The organism is Thiohalobacter thiocyanaticus (genome assembly GCF_003932505.1).
GTDB lineage: Bacteria > Pseudomonadota > Gammaproteobacteria > Thiohalobacterales > Thiohalobacteraceae > Thiohalobacter > Thiohalobacter thiocyanaticus.
Genome location: NZ_QZMU01000002.1, coordinates 131,584 through 149,440 on the forward strand (window position 1 = coordinate 131,584; position 17,857 = coordinate 149,440).

At 65.4% G+C, this 17,857-nt stretch carries 14 protein-coding genes; all 14 read right to left on the reverse strand.

The window, feature by feature from the left end:
- Nucleotides 1-35: 35 nt before the first annotated feature.
- The 14 genes from ftsB to bamA all read right to left on the reverse strand — a co-directional run bounded on the left by ftsB (nucleotide 36) and on the right by bamA (nucleotide 17,823).
- A complete protein-coding gene (gene ftsB, locus D6C00_RS14840; protein WP_125182600.1) occupies nucleotides 36-332 on the reverse strand; it encodes a cell division protein FtsB in 297 nt (98 codons plus the stop codon).
- Nucleotides 333-347: 15 nt separating this feature from the next.
- The gene (eno, locus tag D6C00_RS14845) at nucleotides 348-1,631 is read right to left on the reverse strand and encodes a phosphopyruvate hydratase (protein WP_125182601.1); all 1,284 of its coding nucleotides are present in this window, start codon (nucleotides 1,629-1,631) and stop codon (nucleotides 348-350) included.
- Between the two features lie 324 nt (nucleotides 1,632-1,955).
- Nucleotides 1,956-2,792: a 3-deoxy-8-phosphooctulonate synthase gene (gene kdsA / locus D6C00_RS14850; RefSeq protein WP_125182687.1), complete on the reverse strand. Its 837-nt coding sequence runs from the start codon at nucleotides 2,790-2,792 to the stop codon at nucleotides 1,956-1,958.
- A 33-nt stretch (nucleotides 2,793-2,825) separates the two neighbouring features.
- Nucleotides 2,826-4,487 carry a CTP synthase gene (locus D6C00_RS14855; protein WP_125182602.1) on the reverse strand — a complete coding sequence of 554 codons (1,662 nt, stop codon included), beginning with the start codon at nucleotides 4,485-4,487 and terminating at the stop codon, nucleotides 2,826-2,828.
- Nucleotides 4,488-4,616: 129 nt separating this feature from the next.
- A complete protein-coding gene (gene tilS / locus D6C00_RS14860) occupies nucleotides 4,617-5,873 on the reverse strand; it encodes a tRNA lysidine(34) synthetase TilS (RefSeq protein WP_241546951.1) in 1,257 nt (418 codons plus the stop codon).
- Nucleotides 5,874-5,950: 77 nt separating this feature from the next.
- Nucleotides 5,951-6,913 (reverse strand): acetyl-CoA carboxylase carboxyltransferase subunit alpha, encoded by a 963-nt coding sequence (locus tag D6C00_RS14865; RefSeq protein WP_125182603.1) that lies wholly within the window; start codon nucleotides 6,911-6,913, stop codon nucleotides 5,951-5,953.
- 219 nt (nucleotides 6,914-7,132) lie between these two features.
- A complete protein-coding gene (dnaE, locus tag D6C00_RS14870) occupies nucleotides 7,133-10,636 on the reverse strand; it encodes a DNA polymerase III subunit alpha (RefSeq protein ID WP_125182604.1) in 3,504 nt (1,167 codons plus the stop codon).
- 205 nt (nucleotides 10,637-10,841) lie between these two features.
- On the reverse strand, nucleotides 10,842-11,474 hold the full coding sequence (gene rnhB, locus D6C00_RS14875; protein ID WP_317623023.1) for a ribonuclease HII: 633 nt from the start codon (nucleotides 11,472-11,474) through the stop codon (nucleotides 10,842-10,844).
- Nucleotides 11,467-12,648 carry a lipid-A-disaccharide synthase gene (gene lpxB, locus D6C00_RS14880; protein ID WP_125182606.1) on the reverse strand — a complete coding sequence of 394 codons (1,182 nt, stop codon included), beginning with the start codon at nucleotides 12,646-12,648 and terminating at the stop codon, nucleotides 11,467-11,469. Before lpxB ends, rnhB begins: the two co-directional genes overlap by 8 nt.
- Nucleotides 12,649-12,661: 13 nt before the next feature.
- A complete protein-coding gene (gene lpxA, locus D6C00_RS14885; protein ID WP_125182607.1) occupies nucleotides 12,662-13,432 on the reverse strand; it encodes an acyl-ACP--UDP-N-acetylglucosamine O-acyltransferase in 771 nt (256 codons plus the stop codon).
- A gap of 7 nt (nucleotides 13,433-13,439) precedes the next feature.
- Nucleotides 13,440-13,898: a 3-hydroxyacyl-ACP dehydratase FabZ gene (gene fabZ / locus D6C00_RS14890; protein ID WP_177433231.1), complete on the reverse strand. Its 459-nt coding sequence runs from the start codon at nucleotides 13,896-13,898 to the stop codon at nucleotides 13,440-13,442.
- Nucleotides 13,891-14,955: a UDP-3-O-(3-hydroxymyristoyl)glucosamine N-acyltransferase gene (gene lpxD / locus D6C00_RS14895; protein WP_125182608.1), complete on the reverse strand. Its 1,065-nt coding sequence runs from the start codon at nucleotides 14,953-14,955 to the stop codon at nucleotides 13,891-13,893. Before lpxD ends, fabZ begins: the two co-directional genes overlap by 8 nt.
- Before the next feature lie 18 nt (nucleotides 14,956-14,973).
- Nucleotides 14,974-15,477 carry an OmpH family outer membrane protein gene (locus D6C00_RS14900; RefSeq protein ID WP_125182609.1) on the reverse strand — a complete coding sequence of 168 codons (504 nt, stop codon included), beginning with the start codon at nucleotides 15,475-15,477 and terminating at the stop codon, nucleotides 14,974-14,976.
- A gap of 63 nt (nucleotides 15,478-15,540) precedes the next feature.
- Complete coding sequence (gene bamA, locus D6C00_RS14905; protein ID WP_125182610.1) at nucleotides 15,541-17,823, reverse strand: outer membrane protein assembly factor BamA; 2,283 nt, start codon at nucleotides 17,821-17,823, stop codon at nucleotides 15,541-15,543.
- Between the last annotated feature and the right edge of the window lie 34 nt (nucleotides 17,824-17,857).

Below are 17,857 nucleotides of genomic sequence, written 5' to 3' on the forward strand. Positions count from 1 at the left end.
ACCCTGGCCCTCTCCCCGTGGGGGAGAGGGGAATGTCAATCATCACTGGCGTTGTTCTTGTCGGGCTCGATGACCTGATAGAAGGTCTCGCCGTCGCGGATCATGCCCAGTTCGCTGCGGGCGCGTTCCTCGACTGCATCCAGACCCTGCTTGAGGTCACGGACCTCGGCGTCCAGGGCGCGGTTGCGTTCACGCAGGTTTTCGTTCTCCTTGCGCTGCTGCTCCACCGCGCCCCTGAGGTGCCAGACCTCGGCCAGACTGCCCTCCCCCACCCACAGCTTGTACTGCAGGCCGAGGAAGATCAGGGCCAGTATCAGCAGCAGCCAGCGCATGGGCGCGGGACCGTGCTAGCCGAACTGCTTGAAGGCGTCGCGTCCGGCATAGCTGGCCTGGGTCTGGAGCTGGTCCTCGATACGCATCAACCGGTTGTACTTCGCCACCCGGTCGGAGCGCGATAGCGAGCCGGTCTTGATCTGGCTGGCGGCGGTGCCCACGGCGATATCGGCGATGCTGACATCCTCGGTCTCGCCGGAACGGTGCGAGACCACCGAGCTGTAGCCGGCGCCGGCGGCCAGCTTGATCGCCTCCAGGGTCTCGGTCAGAGTGCCGATCTGGTTGACCTTGATCAGGATGGAGTTGCCCACGCCCTTGTCGATGCCTTCCTGCAGGATCTTCGGGTTGGTGACGAACAGGTCGTCGCCGACCAGCTGGATCTTCTCGCCCAGTTTTTCGGTCAGAGCCTTCCAGCCGTCCCAGTCGTCCTCGGCCATGCCGTCCTCGATGCTGATGATCGGGTACTTGTCGCACCAGGCGGCCAGATACTCGACGAACTCGGCCGAACTGAAGCTCCTGCCCTCGGACTCCAGTACGTATTTGCCGTCTTTATAAAACTCGCTGCTGGCCGCGTCCAGGCCGAGGAAGATCTCCTCGCCGGCGCTGAAGCCGGCCTTCTCGATCGCCTCCAGGATCACTTCGATGGCGGCCTCGTTGGAGGGCAGGTCGGGAGCGAAGCCGCCCTCGTCGCCCACGGTGGTGGCAAGCCCGCGTCCGGCCAGCACGGCCTTCAGCGCATGAAAAACCTCGGCGCCGTAACGCACCGCCTCGCGGAAGGTGGCCGCGCCGACGGGCAGGATCATGAACTCCTGCATGTCCACGCTGTTGCTGGCATGCGCCCCGCCATTGAGGATATTCATCATCGGCACCGGCAGGGTGAAAGGACCCTTGCCGCCCAGCAGCCGGTACAGGGGCACGTCGGCCTCGCGTGCCGTGGCCTGGGCATTGGCCAGCGACACCGCCAGGATGGCGTTGGCACCCAGGCGGGACTTGTTCTCGCTGCCGTCCAGTTCAATCAGCGTCTGATCCAGCGCCTGCTGCGCCTTCGCGTCCATGCCGATCAGCGCGTCGCGGATCTCGGTGTTGACGTTCTCCACCGCCTGCAGCACGCCCTTGCCGTTGTAGCGGTGCTTGTCGCCGTCACGCAGTTCCACCGCCTCGCGGCTGCCGGTGGAGGCGCCGGAGGGCACGGAGGCGCGGCCCACGGCACCGCTCTCGAGCAGGACGTCGGCCTCGACGGTCGGATTGCCGCGCGAATCCAGAATCTCGCGCGCGCGGATATTATTAATCTGAGACATCTTTTCTCCAGATTTCTTCTAGTTACGATTAATACTTAAAGTCGATTGCTCGGCGTGAATGGCGCCAATTCTAGCGCAATCGGGAGGGTTTGTCGTGGCGGCTGGGGAGCCGACCTGAAAGCTTCAAACCGCAAAGGCGAAGAAGGCCGCGAAGGGATATGAGCGAAGGGCGCAGGTTGGGTTAGGCGCGCAGCGCCGTAACCCAACGTGCCGCGGTAATGTCGGGTTACGCTGCGCTAACCCGACCTACAAGCTGACGCGACTCGCAATGACTGGCTGTTCTCATTTCCTTCGCGCGCCTTCTTCGCCTTCGCGGTTTGAGCTTTATATCAGATCCGCCTCGGCAAACCCCCGTTCCTTCACCGCCGCGTCGATGACCTTCAGGGTGGCCAGCAGGTTTTCCATGCTGCCCAGCGGCCAGGCGTTGGGCCCGTCGCTCAGGGCCTCGGCGGGATTGGGATGGGTCTCCATGAACAGGCCGGACACGCCGGCGGCGACGGCGGCGCGGGCCAGCACCGGGACGAATTCGCGCTGGCCGCCGGAGCTGGTGCCCTGCCCGCCGGGCTGCTGCACCGAGTGGGTGGCGTCGAACACCACCGGTGCGCCGGTGGCGCGCATGATGGCCAGGCCGCGCATGTCCGAGATCAGGGTGTTGTAGCCGAAGGAAACACCCCGCTCGCACACCATGATCTGCTCATTGCCGACCTCGCGTGCCTTGTCGACCACGTTCTGCATATCCCAGGGCGCCAGGAACTGGCCCTTCTTGATGTTCACCGGCCGGCCCTGGCGGGCGACGTTCTGGATGAAGTTGGTCTGGCGGCAGAGGAAGGCCGGGGTCTGCAGCACATCGACCACGCTGGCGACCTCATCCAGCGGCGTGTCCTCGTGCACGTCGGTCAGCACCGGCACGCCGAGTTCGTCCTTCACCTGCTGCAGGATGCGCAGGCCCTCCTCCAGGCCCGGGCCGCGGAAGCTTTTGGTCGAGGAGCGGTTGGCCTTGTCGAAGGAGGACTTGTAGATGAAGGGGATGCCGAGCCGGTCGGTGATGGCCTTGAGCTCGCCGGCCGTGTCCAGCGCCAGCTGCTCGCCCTCGATCACGCAGGGACCGGCAATCAGGAAAAAAGGCCGGTCCAGCCCGACCTCGAAACCGCACAGTTGCATGTTCGTCATGGTGTCTTCCAGGGGAAAAGGGGATCAGGCGCCGGCCGTGGCCGTGACCTCGTCGCTGGCCGCGGTCCCGGCGTGTTCGCGCGCGGCCTGGATGAAGCCGGAGAACAGCGGGTGACCGTCGCGCGGGGTGGAGGTGAACTCCGGGTGGAACTGGCAGGCCAGGAACCAGGGATGATCGGCGATCTCGACCACCTCGACCAGCTCATCGTCCAGCGAGGTGCCGGACAGCACCAGCCCCGCCTGCTGCAGGCTGTCGCGGTAGTTGTTGTTGAACTCGTAACGGTGCCGGTGGCGTTCCTCGATCACGTCCTGCCCATAGAGCCGGTGCGCCAGCGAGCCTTCCCTGAGCCGACATTTCTGTGCGCCCAAGCGCATGGTGCCGCCCAGGTCGGAATGCTCGTCACGGCGTTCTATGGTGCCCTCCTCGGTCTTCCACTCGGTGATGAGCGCGATGACCGGATAGGGGGTGTCCGGGCGAAACTCGGTGCTGTGCGCGTCCGCCAGCCCGGCCAGGTGACGGGCGTATTCGATCACCGCGACCTGCATGCCCAGGCAGATGCCCAGATAGGGAATGCCCTGCTCGCGGGCATGGCGCACGGCGGCGATCTTGCCTTCCACGCCGCGTTCGCCGAAGCCGCCCGGCACCAGCACGGCATCGACCTTGTCCAGGCAGGCCGTGCCTTCCTGCTCGATCACCTCGGAATCCACATAGGTGATGTTCACCCGGGTGCGGGTGTGGGCACCGGCGTGGATCAGGGACTCGGACAGCGATTTGTAGGATTCGGTCAGGTTGACGTACTTGCCCACCATGGCCACGGTGACCTCGCCGTCGGGATGCTCCATGGCCTCGATGACCTGGTCCCACTGGCCCAGGTCGGCCGCCGGCAGTTCCAGCCGCATCTTGTCGACCACGATGTCGTCCAGATGCTGGCCGTGCAGCACGCGCGGGATCTTGTAGATGTTGTCCACGTCGGGGGCCGAAATCACCGCCCGCTCCTCGACGTTGGTGAACAGCGCGATCTTGCGCCGCTCGTCCTCCGGCAGCGGCCGGTCGGCGCGGCACAGCAGCACGTCGGGCTGGATGCCGATGGAGCGCAGTTCCTTGACCGAGTGCTGGGTCGGCTTGGTCTTGATCTCGCCGGAGGCGGAAATGTAAGGCACCAGGGTCAGGTGCATGAAGATGGCGCGCTCGCGGCCCAGTTCCACCCCCATCTGACGGATGGCCTCCAGGAAGGGCAGCGACTCGATGTCGCCCACAGTGCCGCCGATCTCGACCATGGCCACATCGGCATCACCCGCGCCCTCGACGATGGAACGCTTGATCTCGTCGGTGATGTGCGGAATCACCTGCACCGTGCCGCCCAGGTAGTCGCCGCGCCGCTCCTTGCGGATGACGTTCTCGTAGATCTGGCCGGTGGTGAAGTTGTTGCGCTTGGACATGGTGGTGCGCACGAAGCGCTCGTAGTGTCCCAAATCCAGGTCGGTCTCGGCGCCGTCGGCGGTGACGAAGACCTCGCCGTGCTGGAACGGGCTCATGGTCCCCGGATCCACGTTGATGTAGGGGTCCAGCTTCATCAGAGTGACCTTGAGGCCACGTGCTTCCAGGATGGCGCCGAGCGAGGCCGCGGCGATGCCTTTCCCCAACGAGGAAACCACACCACCGGTTATGAAGATGTATCGGGTCATGCGATCCAAACAGTTGTCGAGATGCGAGATTCAGCAGCCGGCGGGCTGGCCGCTGTGGGCGAAGCGGGTTGCGCTACGGACGGGAGTCAACGATACCAGAACCCCCCCACCCGTACAACGCGAGCCGTGTCACAAACGACTCCATTTCAGTGCAAGACCGGGCTCCTCGCCGCGCGCCTGCCAGCCCTCGACGAGCCACAGCCCGGCCACGGCCACAAGCTCCCCGTCGCAGTACACCAGCGGCACGCGGTCGCGCTCCCAGGGCGGAATGCCGCGTTCCTGGAACAGCTGCTTGAGGCTGTGGTGATGCCCGCGCCCGGCCGGCACCAGGGTCTCGCCACCGGTGCGGAAACCAAGCTGCAGCCGGCGACCGGCGAGCGCATCCCGGCGCAGCCCCTGTCCCGATGTCGGCGTGACCTCCAGCCGGCCATCGGCCGGTTCCAGTTCACAGCTCCCGCCGTCCCAGTCCCGGAGACCGGCAGGCGGGCGCAGCAGCGGCCGCATGGCATAAAGATCGTCCCGGTAACGGCGCACCTCGGCCCCCGGCCAGTGCACCCGGGGCATGGCATCGACCCGGGCACCCAGCGCGGCCTGATCGATCTGTTCCAGTACCGCCTCGCTGGGCGTGGGCAACCCCAGACTGTTCAGCCAGTAGCGCAGCAGATTACGCCGGCGCGGCGGGGTGTAGTGCAGCAGGGCCGTTACCGACAGGGTGGCGGGGCCGCGCCCGCCCACCTGCATCAGGTCGCTGACCGCCAGGGCGTCCTGCAGGCTGGCGGCATCGGCCTGATGCCGGGCCGCCCGGGCCAGTGCGTGTTTCACGCCCGGCCAGCGCGCCTCCAGCCGGGGCAGGATGTCGTGGCGCAGGAAGTTGCGGTCGTAGCGCCGGTCGACATTGCCCGGATCCTCGACCCAGTCCAGGGCATGGTCGCGGGCCCAGGCCAGCAGCTGCTCGCGCGACACCCCCAGCAGCGGCCGGCCCAGCCAGCCCCGACCGAACACGCTCACCGCCGGCATCCCGGCCAGGCCCTTGGGCCCGCTGCCGCGCAGCAGCTGCAGCAGCAGGGTCTCGGCCTGGTCGTCCTCATGATGGGCGGTAAGCAGGCAGTGATCCGGCCGCAGCCAGTCACGCAGGGCCTGGTAGCGGGCCTCGCGCGCCGCGGCCTCGGGGCTCTCTCCGGGGCAGTGCCTCGCCTGCACCCGGTGCAGTTCGAAGGGGATGTCCAGCTGCCGGCACAGCGCCCGGCAGCGCTCGCTCCACTGCGCCGACTCCGGATGCAGCTGGTGATCCACATGCACCGCGCCCAGCGGCAGGCCGAGCGTTTCGCGCTGGGTAACCAGCCGGTGCAGCAGCACGACGGAATCCAGACCGCCGCTCAGCGCCACCCAGCAGGCGTGCGCCTGGGGGATCCATTCCTTGATCTGGCGGGCGACCGGGGGGAGCGTTGAGGTGCTCAGGAAAGTCAGGCCTTTTCGTTGTACTCGCCGAACTCCAGTAACCGGCGGTAGCGGGTCTCCAGCAGGGTGTCGAGGGGCTGGCTGCGCAGATCCGTCAGCTCGCTGAGCAGCCTGTCCCTGAGCTGCTCGGCCATGTGTTCCGGATCCCGGTGAGCGCCGCCCAGCGGCTCCTCGATGACGGCATCGATCAGCCCCAGTTCCAGCAGCCGCCGCGAAGTGATACCCAGGGCCTCGGCGGCCTCGGCGGCCTTCTCCGCGCTCTTCCACAGGATGGAGGCACAGCCCTCGGGCGAGATCACCGAATAGGTGCTGTACTCCAGCATCAGCAGGCGGTCGCCGACACCGATGGCGAGCGCCCCGCCGGAGCCGCCCTCGCCGATCACGGTGCAGATGACGGGCGTCTTCAACTCGGCCATGGCCTGCAGGTTGCGGGCGATGGCTTCGCTCTGACCACGTTCCTCCGCGCCGATGCCGGGATAGGCGCCGGGGGTGTCGATGAAGGTCAGCACCGGCAGCTTGAAGCGCTCGGCGGTCTGCATCAGCCGCAGCGCCTTGCGATAGCCTTCCGGGCGCGGCATGCCGAAATTGCGGTGCAGCTTCTCGCGGGTGTCGCGGCCCTTCTGCTGGCCGATGAGCATGACCGGCTCGCCCTCCAACCGTGCCACGCCGCCGACGATGGCGGGATCATCGGCGAAGGCACGGTCGCCGTGCAACTCCTCGAAATCGGTGAAGATGCGGGCGATGTAATCCAGCAGGTAGGGCCGCTGGGGATGACGGGCCAGCTGGGCGATCTGCCAGGCATTGAGCTTGGCGAAGATGGACTGGGTCAGCGAACGGCTTTTCTCTTCCAGGCGCCGGATCTCCTCGCTGATGTTGATCTCGGCATCGTCGCCCACGTAGCGCAGTTCCTCGATTTTCGCCTCGAGTTCTGCGATGGGTTGTTCAAAATCAAGAAAGTTGAGGTCCATGGGGCGCAAGGATACTCGGGTGCGGCTATGGCTGGCAACCACTACGGGTATTCAACGCAAAGGCGCAGAGGCGCAAAGAACGCAAAGTTTTCAATCGTGTAGAGTAGGTCGGGTTAGCCCGTCAGGGCGTAACCCGACAGGGGTCGCGGGTCGGGTGTCGGGTTACGCTGCGGCTGACCCAACCTACTCTCTGCGTCTTTGCGTTGATGGTCTTTGTTTCTAATGGGTGTTGTACTCGACCTGCACCCGCCCCTCACCGCCGGCCAGCTCGCCGAGGCGGTGCAGCAGCTCGTCGGCGGGCTGCACCCGCCACTCGTTGCCCAGCATGATCTGGGCCCGGGCCTGGTCGTTGTGATAGTTGAGCCAGACCGGGCAGCGGCCCTCGCGGTAGGGCTGCAGGGTCTCGGCCAGGTGCTGCATGAAGCCGTTGCCAGCCCGCGCCGCGTCGACATCGATCACCAGCCGGCGGGCGAAGGCGGCGCGGGCCTGACTGATGTCATAGATCTCGTCGGCGGTGAGCTGGTAGCCGCCGGAATAGTCATCCAGCGCCAGCGATCCCCTGATCACCAGCACCCGGTCCCTGGCCAGCAGATTGCGGTGGGCCTCGAAGGTCTCGGAGAAGACCCGCATCTCGATGCGCGCGCTGCGGTCATCCAGCGTGGCGAAGGCCATGCGCCCGCGCCGGGTGTTGCGCACCCGCAGGGCGATCACCAGGCCGGCCAGGGTGACGGTACGCTCCTGGCCACGGCCGCTGCCGCCCTCGGCGGGAACGGCATCGGGCACGACCTCGGCGATGCGGCCGCTGGTAATGTGCGCCAGCTCGGCCTCGTAGCGGCAGATGGGGTGGCCGCTGAGATACAGTCCCAGGGTCTCCTTCTCCCCGGTCAGGCGTTCGTCCTCGGTCCATTCGGGCAGCTCGATCAGGTCCAGCGGCTTGTCCACCGGCGCCGGTCCGGCCTCGCCGAACAGGTCGTTCTGGCCCAGGTCGGCATCACGCACATGCTGCTCGGCCAGCTTCAGTGCCATGGGCAGCCGGGCCATGAGGGTGGCGCGGTTGGAACCGATCTCGTCCAGCGCCCCGGCCCGGATCAGGGCTTCCAGCACCCGGCGGTTGAGCTTGCGCAGATCCACCCGGCGACAGAAATCGAACAGGTCCGCAAAGGGCCCATTGGCCTCACGTTCGGCCAGCATGGCCTCGATCGCGCCCTGCCCCACGCCCTTGATGGCCCCCAGACCGTAGATGACCGTCTCCACGCCCTCGGCGGTGAAGCGGTACATGGAACGATTGACGTTGGGCGGGATGACACCGAGCTTCATGTCCCGGCACTCGTCGATCAGTGTGACCACCTTGTCGGTGTTGTCCATGTCCGCCGACAGTACCGCGGCCATGAAGGCGGCCGGGTAATGCGCCTTGAGCCAGGTGGTCTGGTAGGAGACCAGCGCATAGGCGGCCGAGTGCGACTTGTTGAAACCGTAACCGGCGAACTTCTCCATCAGGTCGAAGATGTAGGTGGCCGTTTTCTCGTCCACACCGTTGACGGTCGCGCCCTCGGTGAAGATGACGCGCTGCTTGGCCATCTCCTCGGGCTTCTTCTTGCCCATGGCGCGGCGCAGCAGGTCGGCGCCGCCCAGCGTGTAGCCGGCCAGCACCTGGGCGATCTGCATAACCTGCTCCTGGTACAGGATCACGCCGTAGGTGGGTGCCAGGATGGGTTCGAGCTTCGGGTGCGGATACTCGACCCGCTGGCGGCCGTGCTTGCGGGCGATGAAATCGTCCACCATGCCGGACTGCAGCGGTCCGGGCCGGAACAGGGCGACCAGGGCGATGATGTCCTCGAAGCTGTCCGGCTGCAGGCGCCGGATCAGGTCCTTCATGCCGCTGGACTCGAGCTGGAACACAGCGGTGGTCTTGCAGGCCTTGAGCAGCCTGAAGCTGTCGGGGTCGTCCAGCGGGATGGTCTCGATGTCCACGTCGGGCTCGCCGGCCTCGCGGCGGATGGCGTTCACGCTGCGCAGGGCCCAGTCGATGATGGTGAGCGTACGCAGGCCCAGAAAGTCGAACTTGACCAGCCCGACGGCCTCGACATCGTCCTTGTCGAACTGGCTGACGATGCTCTCCGAGCCGTGTTCGCAGTACAGCGGGGTGAAGTCGGTGAGCTTGGTCGGCGAGATCACCACCCCGCCGGCGTGCTTGCCGGCGTTGCGCGCCAGGCCCTCCAGCGACTGCGCCAGCTCGATGATACCGCGCACCTCCTCGTCCTCGTCGACCAGGCGCTTGAGCTCCTCCTCCTGCTCCAGCGCCCTGTCCAGGGTCATGCCGATCTCGAACGGGATCAGCTTGGCGATGCGGTCGACGAAACCGTAGGGGTGCCCGAGTACCCGGCCCACATCGCGCACCACCGCCTTGGCCGCCATGGAGCCGTAGGTGATGATCTGGGAGACCTTCTCGCGGCCATAGCGGCGAGCGACATAATCGATGACGCGGTCGCGCCCCTCCATGCAGAAGTCGACATCGAAGTCGGGCATGGACACGCGCTCGGGATTGAGAAAGCGCTCGAACAGCAGGTCGTAGGCGATGGGATCCAGATCGGTGATGGTCAGGGCGTAGGCGACCAGCGAGCCGGCGCCGGAGCCACGCCCGGGCCCGACCGGCACGCCGTTGGCCTTGGCCCACTGGATGAAGTCGGCCACGATGAGGAAGTAGCCGGGAAAGCCCATCTGGTTGATGACGTCCAGCTCGATCTGCAGACGTTCGTCATAGGGCCTGCGCTGTTCGGCAAATTCCGGGCTGTTGCGGTCGAACAGCTTGTCCAGGCGCTGCTCCAGACCCGCGTGCGCCTGCTGGTTGAAGAACGCCTCCATGGTCATCCCTTCCGGGACGGGGAATTCGGGCAGGAAGTTCTCGCCCAGGGTCAGTTCCAGGTTGCAGCGCCTGGCGATCTCGACCGTGTTATCCAGCGCCTCGGGGATGTCGGCGAACAGCTCGGCCATCTCCTCCGGGGATTTCAGATACTGCTGATCGCTGTACAGCCGCGGCCGGCGCGGATCGTCCAGGGTGCGGCCGTCATGGATGCACACACGGGCCTCATGGGCCTCGAAGCCGTCGGCCTGGATGAAGCGCACGTCATTGGTGGCCACCACCGGTACGCCCTGGTCGGTGGCCAGCGCCACGGCGGCGTGCAGATAGTCCTCCTCATGCTCGCGGCCGGTGCGCTGCAACTCCAGATAGAAGCGATCAGGGAACAGCCGCTGCCAGTCAGCCAGCGCGGCCGCAGCCGTATCGGCATGTCCGGCCAGCAGTGCCTGGCCGACATCGCCCTCGCGCCCGCCGGACAGAGCAATCAGGCCTTCGGTCAGGCCCTCCAGCCAGTCGCGTTTGAGCACCGGCACGCCGCCGTGCTGACCCTCGGTGTAGGTCCGCGATACCAGCTCGGAAAGGTTCAGGTAGCCCTGGTTGTTCTGGCACAGCAGGGTCAGCCGGTACGGCTGGTTGGGATCGTTCGGATTCTCCAGCCACAGGTCCACGCCGATGATCGGCTTGATCCCCGCCGCGATGGCCGCCTTGTAGAACTTGACCATGGCGAACAGGTTGCACTGGTCGGTGACGGCCACCGCCGGCATGCCCGCCGCGCGCGCCGCCTTGACCAGCGGCTTGATGCGCACAATACCGTCGACCAGGGAGTATTCGGTGTGCAGACGCAGATGGACGAAGGAGACTGGCATGAGGGGAAGTTTCCGGCACCGCGGCGGGCGATGCAAGGCTTGTTGGGACAGGGCCGAGGTGCTAGGGGCGAGGGCCGAGGAAAAGCAATTATGCACATTGTAGGCCGGAATAAGCGCAGCGTTTCCAGCACCTACAGGCAGTTGCCGGAAACGGACCATACGGCCATTATTCCTGCCTGCGGGCTACGAGACTTTCTCCTCGTCCCTAGCCCCCCGGCCCTCGGCCCTGTTCAATCAGGCGCCGCACCGGCGCATAGGAACGCCGGTGAATGGGCGTCACGCCCAGGGTCTCCAGCGCAGCCAGGTGGGCCTTGCTGCCGTAGCCCTTGTGACTGGCCAGACCGTAGCCGGGATACAGCGCATCCAGGGCGATCATCTCCGCATCGCGCGCCACCTTGGCCAGGATGGAGGCCGCGCTGATGGCCTCGACCCGGCTGTCGCCCTTGATAACGGCCTGCGACGCGCAGGGCAGTTCGGGACAGCGGTTGCCATCGATCAGCGCCAGTTCGGGCGCGACGGCCAGGGCAGCGACGGCTCGCTGCATGGCCAGCAGGCTGGCCTGCAGGATGTTGATGCGGTCGATTTCCTCGACCTCGGCCCGGCCCAGGGCCCAGGCCAGCGCCTGTTCCCGGATCTGTCCGGCCAGTGTGCTGCGGCGCTTCTCCGTCAGGGTCTTGGAGTCGGCCAGTCCCGCCAGTGGTCGGTCCGGGTCGAGAATGACAGCGGCGGCCACCACCGGCCCGGCCAGGGGACCGCGCCCGGCCTCATCCACGCCGGCCACGCGGTCGGCGAGGCAGGCGAAATCCAGCTCGCCCTGTCCGGATCCGGCATCAGCCACCAGCCACCTCCAACACCGCCGCGGCGGCGGCCTGGTCGGCATTGTGCTGCAGTTCGCCGTGCATGATGCGAAAGCGCTGCATCAGCTGGCTGCGCCGGGACGGATTGTGCAGTTCGTTCATCAGCGCCTGCCCCAGATTGACCGGCGTGGCCTGGTCCTGGATGTATTCGGGCACCAGCGGCTCGCCGGCCAGCAGATTGGGCAGGCTGTAATACGGAACCCTGACCAGTCGCTGCAGCAGCCGGTACGTGACCGGTGCGAGCCGATAGGCGACCACCATGGGGCGCTTGAGCAGCATCGCCTCCAGCGCGGCCGTACCCGAGGCCAGCAGCACGGCATCCGCGGCGGTCATGGCGGGACGGGCCTGGCCGTCGAGCAGAGTCAGCGGCAGGTTCGCACCGGAGCGGGCCAGGATGGACTCGAACAACTCCCGGGTCTTCGGGCTGGCGCAGGGCACGATGAAGCGCAGGCTGCGGTCGCGCTCCAGGCACCACTGCATGGTCTCAATGAAGGGTTGAGCCAGGCGCTGGACCTCGCCCAGCCTGCTGCCCGGCAACACAGCCACCAGCGGACCGCGCTCGGGCAGGCCCAGCAGCTGACGCGCCGCGACCGGGTCGGGCAGCATGGGGATACGCTCGGCCAGGGGATGCCCTACGAAGCTTACCGGCACGGAATGGCGGCGATAGAACTCGGCCTCGAAGGGAAACAGGGTCAGCATACGGTCCACGCTGCGGGCAATGTTCCTGACGCGGTAGCCGCGCCAGGCCCACACCGAAGGGCTGACGTAGTGTACCGTGCGTATGCCGCTGCGGCGAAGCCGATACGCCAGCCCGAGATTGAAATCCGGGGCGTCAATGCCGACAAACACGTCGGGTTGTTCGGCCAGAAACTGCCGGCCCAGCCGGCGACGCAGCCGCAGCAGCCCCGGCAGATGACGCAACACCTCCACCAGCCCCATCACTGACAGGGCCTCCATGGGATACAGACTGCGGCAGCCGGCGGCCTGCATCTCCGGACCGCCGATACCCTCCACCACCAGTTCCCGCGTACCGGAGAGCTGTTCGCGCAGGGCATGGATCAGGCCGGCACCGAGCTGGTCGCCGGAGGCCTCGCCGGCCACCATGGCGATGCGCAGCGGCGGCTTTGGCGCCGGGACATCGGAACTGGTTGTCATAGCCGACATGGCATCAGCGCACGATGCCGCGGGTCTGTTGCTGCAGAAAGCCGATCAGGTGCTGCACCTGTGCATCCCCCCCCTGCTCCGTCTGCAACCGCGACAACGCCTGCTCCAGGGGCAGACCGCTGCGGTACAGCGTCCGGTAGGCCTGCTTGAGCGCGCGCAGGCTGTCGGCGGCAAAACCGCGCCGTTTCAGGCCCTCGCTGTTGAGGCCGTGCACATGCGCCGGATGTCCGGAGACCATCACGAAGGGCGGTACGTCCTTGCCGATGACACTGCCGAAGGCGGTGAAGGCGTGAGCACCGATGGTGCAGAACTGGTGAACCAGGGTGAAGCCGCCGAGAATGGCGTGGTCCCCGACGCGGACATGGCCGGCGAGCGAGGCGTTGTTGGCGAAGATGGTATGGCTGCCGATGTCGCAGTCGTGGGCGATGTGCACATAGGCCATGATCCAGTTGTCATCGCCCACGCTGGTGCAGCCACGGTCCTGGACCGTACCGCGGTTGATGGTCACCCCCTCGCGGATGGTATTGCCGTCGCCGATGACCAGCTCAGTGGGTTCGCCGGCGTATTTCTTGTCCTGGGGCGACTCGCCGATGGAGGCGAACTGGTAGATGCGGTTGTCGCGGCCGATGCGGGTGGGGCCGTTGATGACCACGTGCGGACCGATGACGGTTCCCGCCTCTATACTCACGTCCGGCCCGATCACGCTGAAGGGGCCGACCTCCACCCCGGTCGCCAGCATCGCGCCGGGATCAACCAGGGCCTGTTGATGGATCATCCTGGAATCATGCCTCGGCTTCCCGCTCGGTGCACATGAGTTCGGCGCTGGCGGCCACCTTGCCGTCCACCCTCGCCTCGGCCTCGAACATCCAGATGCCGCGTCGGGTGGTTTTCACCCGCACGTGCAGCATGAGCTGGTCACCCGGCTCCACCGGGCGCTTGAAGCGAGCCTTGTCCACGCCCACCAGATAATAGAGCACATTATCCCGGCGCCCTTCCCGGCCCATACTGCGGAAGGCCAGCAGACCGGTGGCCTGGGCCAGGGCCTCGATGACGAGCACACCGGGCATGATGGGTTTTTCCGGAAAGTGCCCATTGAAGAAGGGCTCGTTGAAACTGACGTTCTTGTAGCCCACCAGGTGTTCGCCGGCGACGTATTCGATAACCCGGTCGATCAGCAGAAAGGGATAGCGATGCGGCAGCTCCCGCATGATTTCATTGATGTCCATTACAGTGTCAGTCATTCTCGTCGTCCGGTAGTTTCTTATCGAATTGGCCGTCCCGCAGCGCGGCCAGCTGTTGTTCGAGCGCCTGCAGCCGCCGGGCCATGTCGTCGAGGCGGCGCAGGCGGGCTTGGATCCGGTTCCATTTGTCAGTCGGCATGGCCGCCAGACCCGAGGAATACACACCGGCCTCACCAATGCTGCGGGTGACCATGGACATGCCGGTAACCACCGTGTGATCGGCTATTTCCAGGTGTCCCACCACACCGACACCGCCGGCCAGCATGCAGTGGCTGCCGATGTGCGCACTGCCGGAGATGCCCACACAGCCGGCAATGGCGGTATGTTCGCCGATATGGACGTTGTGCGCCACCTGGATCTGGTTGTCCAGCTTGGCGCCGCTGGCGATGACGGTATCCTCCAACGCGCCACGATCCACCGTGGTGTTGGCGCCGATTTCCACGTCGTCGCCGATCTCCACGCCGCCGAGCTGCGGCACCTTGATCCAGCGGCCCCGGTCATTGGCGATGCCGAAACCGTCGCTGCCGATCACCACGCCCGGATGCAGAATGCAGCGCTCCCCCAGCCTGACCTCGTGGCACAGCGTGACATTGGCAACCAGCCGGCTGCCGGCGCCAAGACGCACCCCGCGACCGACCAGACAGCCGGGGCCGAGCACGCAGTCTTCGCCGATCACGGCACCCGCCTCGATAACACAGAGTGGGCCGATGCTGGCGGAGGTATCGACTGCCGCATCCTCAGCGACCACCGCGCTGGGATGAACACCCACTGCGGGCGCAGGGGGCGCGCTCAACAGGGTCGCGGCGTTGGCATAGGTGACGTAGGGATTGTCACTGACCAGCGCCGGCACCGGACAGTCGTCGATGTCGTCGCTCCCGACGATGACGGCGCTGGCCCGGGTATTCAGAAGGTATCTGCGATAGGCCGGATTGGCCAGAAAGCTCAGTCCGCCCTCGCGCCCGTGCTGCAGGGTGCAGACCCCGTCGATACGGGTGCCGCCCTCGCCGACCAGCCGCACACCCAGCTCATGCGCCAGCGCCTCGAGTGTCCAGGCCAACCCGTCGGCCTCCCCGGGTCAGTTCCCCTGGCGCCGCAACCGTTCCAGCACAGCGTCGGTGATATCGATGCGGTCACTGGCAAAGACCACACCCTCGAACAGCACCAGGTCGTAGCCTTCTTCCTTGGCGAGTGCCACGATGGCGTCGTTGAGCTCCTTCTGCAGCTGGGACAGCAGCTCATTGCGGCGGATGTTCAGATCCTCGCGGAACTCGTCCTGGGAGCGTTTCAGGTCACGCTTCTGGTTGAGCAGCTCGCGTTCGGCCTTGTTGCGCTCGGACTCACTCATCACCGCACCATCGCGGGCCAGCTTGTCTTCCATCTGCTTGATCTCGCGCTGCAGGGAGATCAACTCCTTCTCCCGCGGGGCGAATTCGGTCTCCATCTGCTTGCTGGCGGACTGGGCCTGCGGGGCCTCCTCCATCAGCTTGGAGGTGTTGACGAAACCCACCTTGACCTCGGCCAGCACCGACAGCGGCAGCACCAGCAGGGACAGGGCGAATATGCGCATAAGCTTGATCATGACAGACACCACTCCTCAGTTTCGTTGTCTGAACCCGACACATCAGGTTGCCGGGGCAATATCTCAGAAATTCGTGCCCACGGTGAACTGGAACACCTGCACGTCGTCCTCGGACTCGTCGTTCAGCGGCTGGGCCAGACTGAAGGTCAGCGCCCCCAGCGGGGACAGCCAGGTCGCCCCTACACCGACAGAATACCGCAATTCATCGGCATCGAAGTCGTCCACGTCGGCAAAAACATTGCCGATATCGAAAAAGCCCAGCATCCGGAAGGAGTTCGAATCGGCGAAGAAGGGCGGCGGGAAGAGCAGCTCCACGTTACCCACCGTCTTGAAGGCGCCACCGATGGGTTCGTTGAAGCGGGCATCACGCGGTCCCAGGGTGTTGTCCTCCCAGCCGCGTACCGTACGCACACCGCCGGCGAAAAAGTTCTCGAAGAAAGGCAGATCGTCGAAATCGCCATAGCCACCGCCATAGCCCAGCTCGGCATTGAGCGAGAGCGTGAACAGCTCGGTGAGCGGCAGGAACACCTGCTGGCGCAGATTGAGCTTGTAGAACTGCAGGTCCAGCCCCGGCACGGTCACCTCTGCCGAGACGCTCTGCAGTGTGCCGCGGTCGGCGAAGATCGCCCGGTTACGGGTATCGTAGGACCAGCTGCCGGTCAGCTTCAGGGTGTTGAAGGAGTCCCCCTCCGCATTGATGAAGTCCTCAACAATGAAGGGCGAGATAATCGTCGTGCCCAGTTCGATGTGCTCATACTCGACATTGAGCCGGACCTGGTTGAACTCGCTGATGGGAATGCCGTGACTGACATTGCCGCCGAAGGAATCGACATTGTATTCGGCGATGTTGGCCTCGGCCGCGTCGGTCTCGCGGTAGAAGGCACCGAAGCCGCGGCTGATACCGTCGATGGTGTAGTAGGGATTGGAATAGTTGAAACTGTAGAGGGTATCGAAGTCGCTGTTGTTGAAATTCACCGACAGCCGCTTACCCGTACCCAGGAAGTTGTTCTGACTGACGCTGGCATTGAGCAGCAGACCGGAGGACTGGGCGTAGCCCACGCCCAGGATCAGGTTGCCCGAGGGGCGTTCCTTGACCGAGAAGTTAACATCCACCTGGTCGGGCGCTCCGGGCACCGCCGGTGTTTCGACATTGACCTCCTCGAAGAAGCCCAGCCGGTCCAGGCGGGTGCGCGAACGCTCCACCGCCGAGGCCGAGAACCAGCCGCGCTCCATCTGGCGCATCTCCCGGCGCAGCACCTCGTCACGGGTCTTGGTGTTGCCGCGCATGTCGATGCGGCGCACGTACACCCGCTTGCCGGGATCGACAAAGAAGGTCACCTGCACTTCCCGGTTCTCCTCGTCGACATCCGGGATGGTGTTGACATTGGCAAAGGCGTAGCCCTCATTGCCGAGATACTCGCTGATGCGTTCGACCGAATCGGACACCCGTTTGCGCGAGAAGATTTCGCCCGGATTGACGTCGACCAGGGGGAACAGTTCCTCGGGATCGACGACGAAGTCGCCGGACAGCTTCACCTCCTCGATCCGGTATTGCTCGCCTTCCTGCAGATTGATGGTGATGTAGATATCCTGCTTGTCGGGCGTTATCGTGACCTGGGTAGAGTCGATATTGAAGTTGAGGTAGCCGCGATCGAGGTAGAAGGAACGCAGGGTTTCCAGATCCCCGGCCAGCTTGCGCTTGGAATACTGATCCTTGCCGGTGTAAAAGGACAGCAGTGTCGGCGTGCTCAACTCGAACTCATCCAGCAGTGTCTCGTCGTCAAAGACCTCATTGCCGACGATATTGATCTGCTTGATGCGCGCCGCCTTGCCCTCGGAGACGTCGATGGTGATACCCACGCGGTTGCGCTCCAGCGGCGTGACGGTGGTGGTGAGCTTTACACCGTACTTGCCACGGGCGAAGTACTGCACCCGCAGCTCCTGCTCGACCTTCTCCAGCAGCGACCGGTTGAACACCCTGCCCTCGGCAAAGCCGATCTGCTTGAGCGAGTCCAGCAGCGGTTCGCTCTCGATGTCCTTGTTGCCGCTGATCTCGATGCTGGAGATGGCCGGGCGCTCCACCAGGGTGGCCACCAGCACGCTGCCGTCACGTTCGAGCTCCACGTCCTGGAAAAAGCCCGTCCGGAACAGGGCCCGGATGGCCTGTTCCGAACGCGCCTCATCGAAGGTCTCGCCGGTCTTGACCGGCAGGTAGTTGAACACGGTCCCGGCCGAGATGCGCTGCAGCCCTTCAACGCGGATATCCTCCACGACGAAGGGCGTGAACGCGTGGGCCGCCAGCGGCAGCAGCCACACCAGAAACAGAACCAGGGCAGTAAGTCGCATAGATTATTCTTCAGTCCAAGAGGTTGTGCGTCGC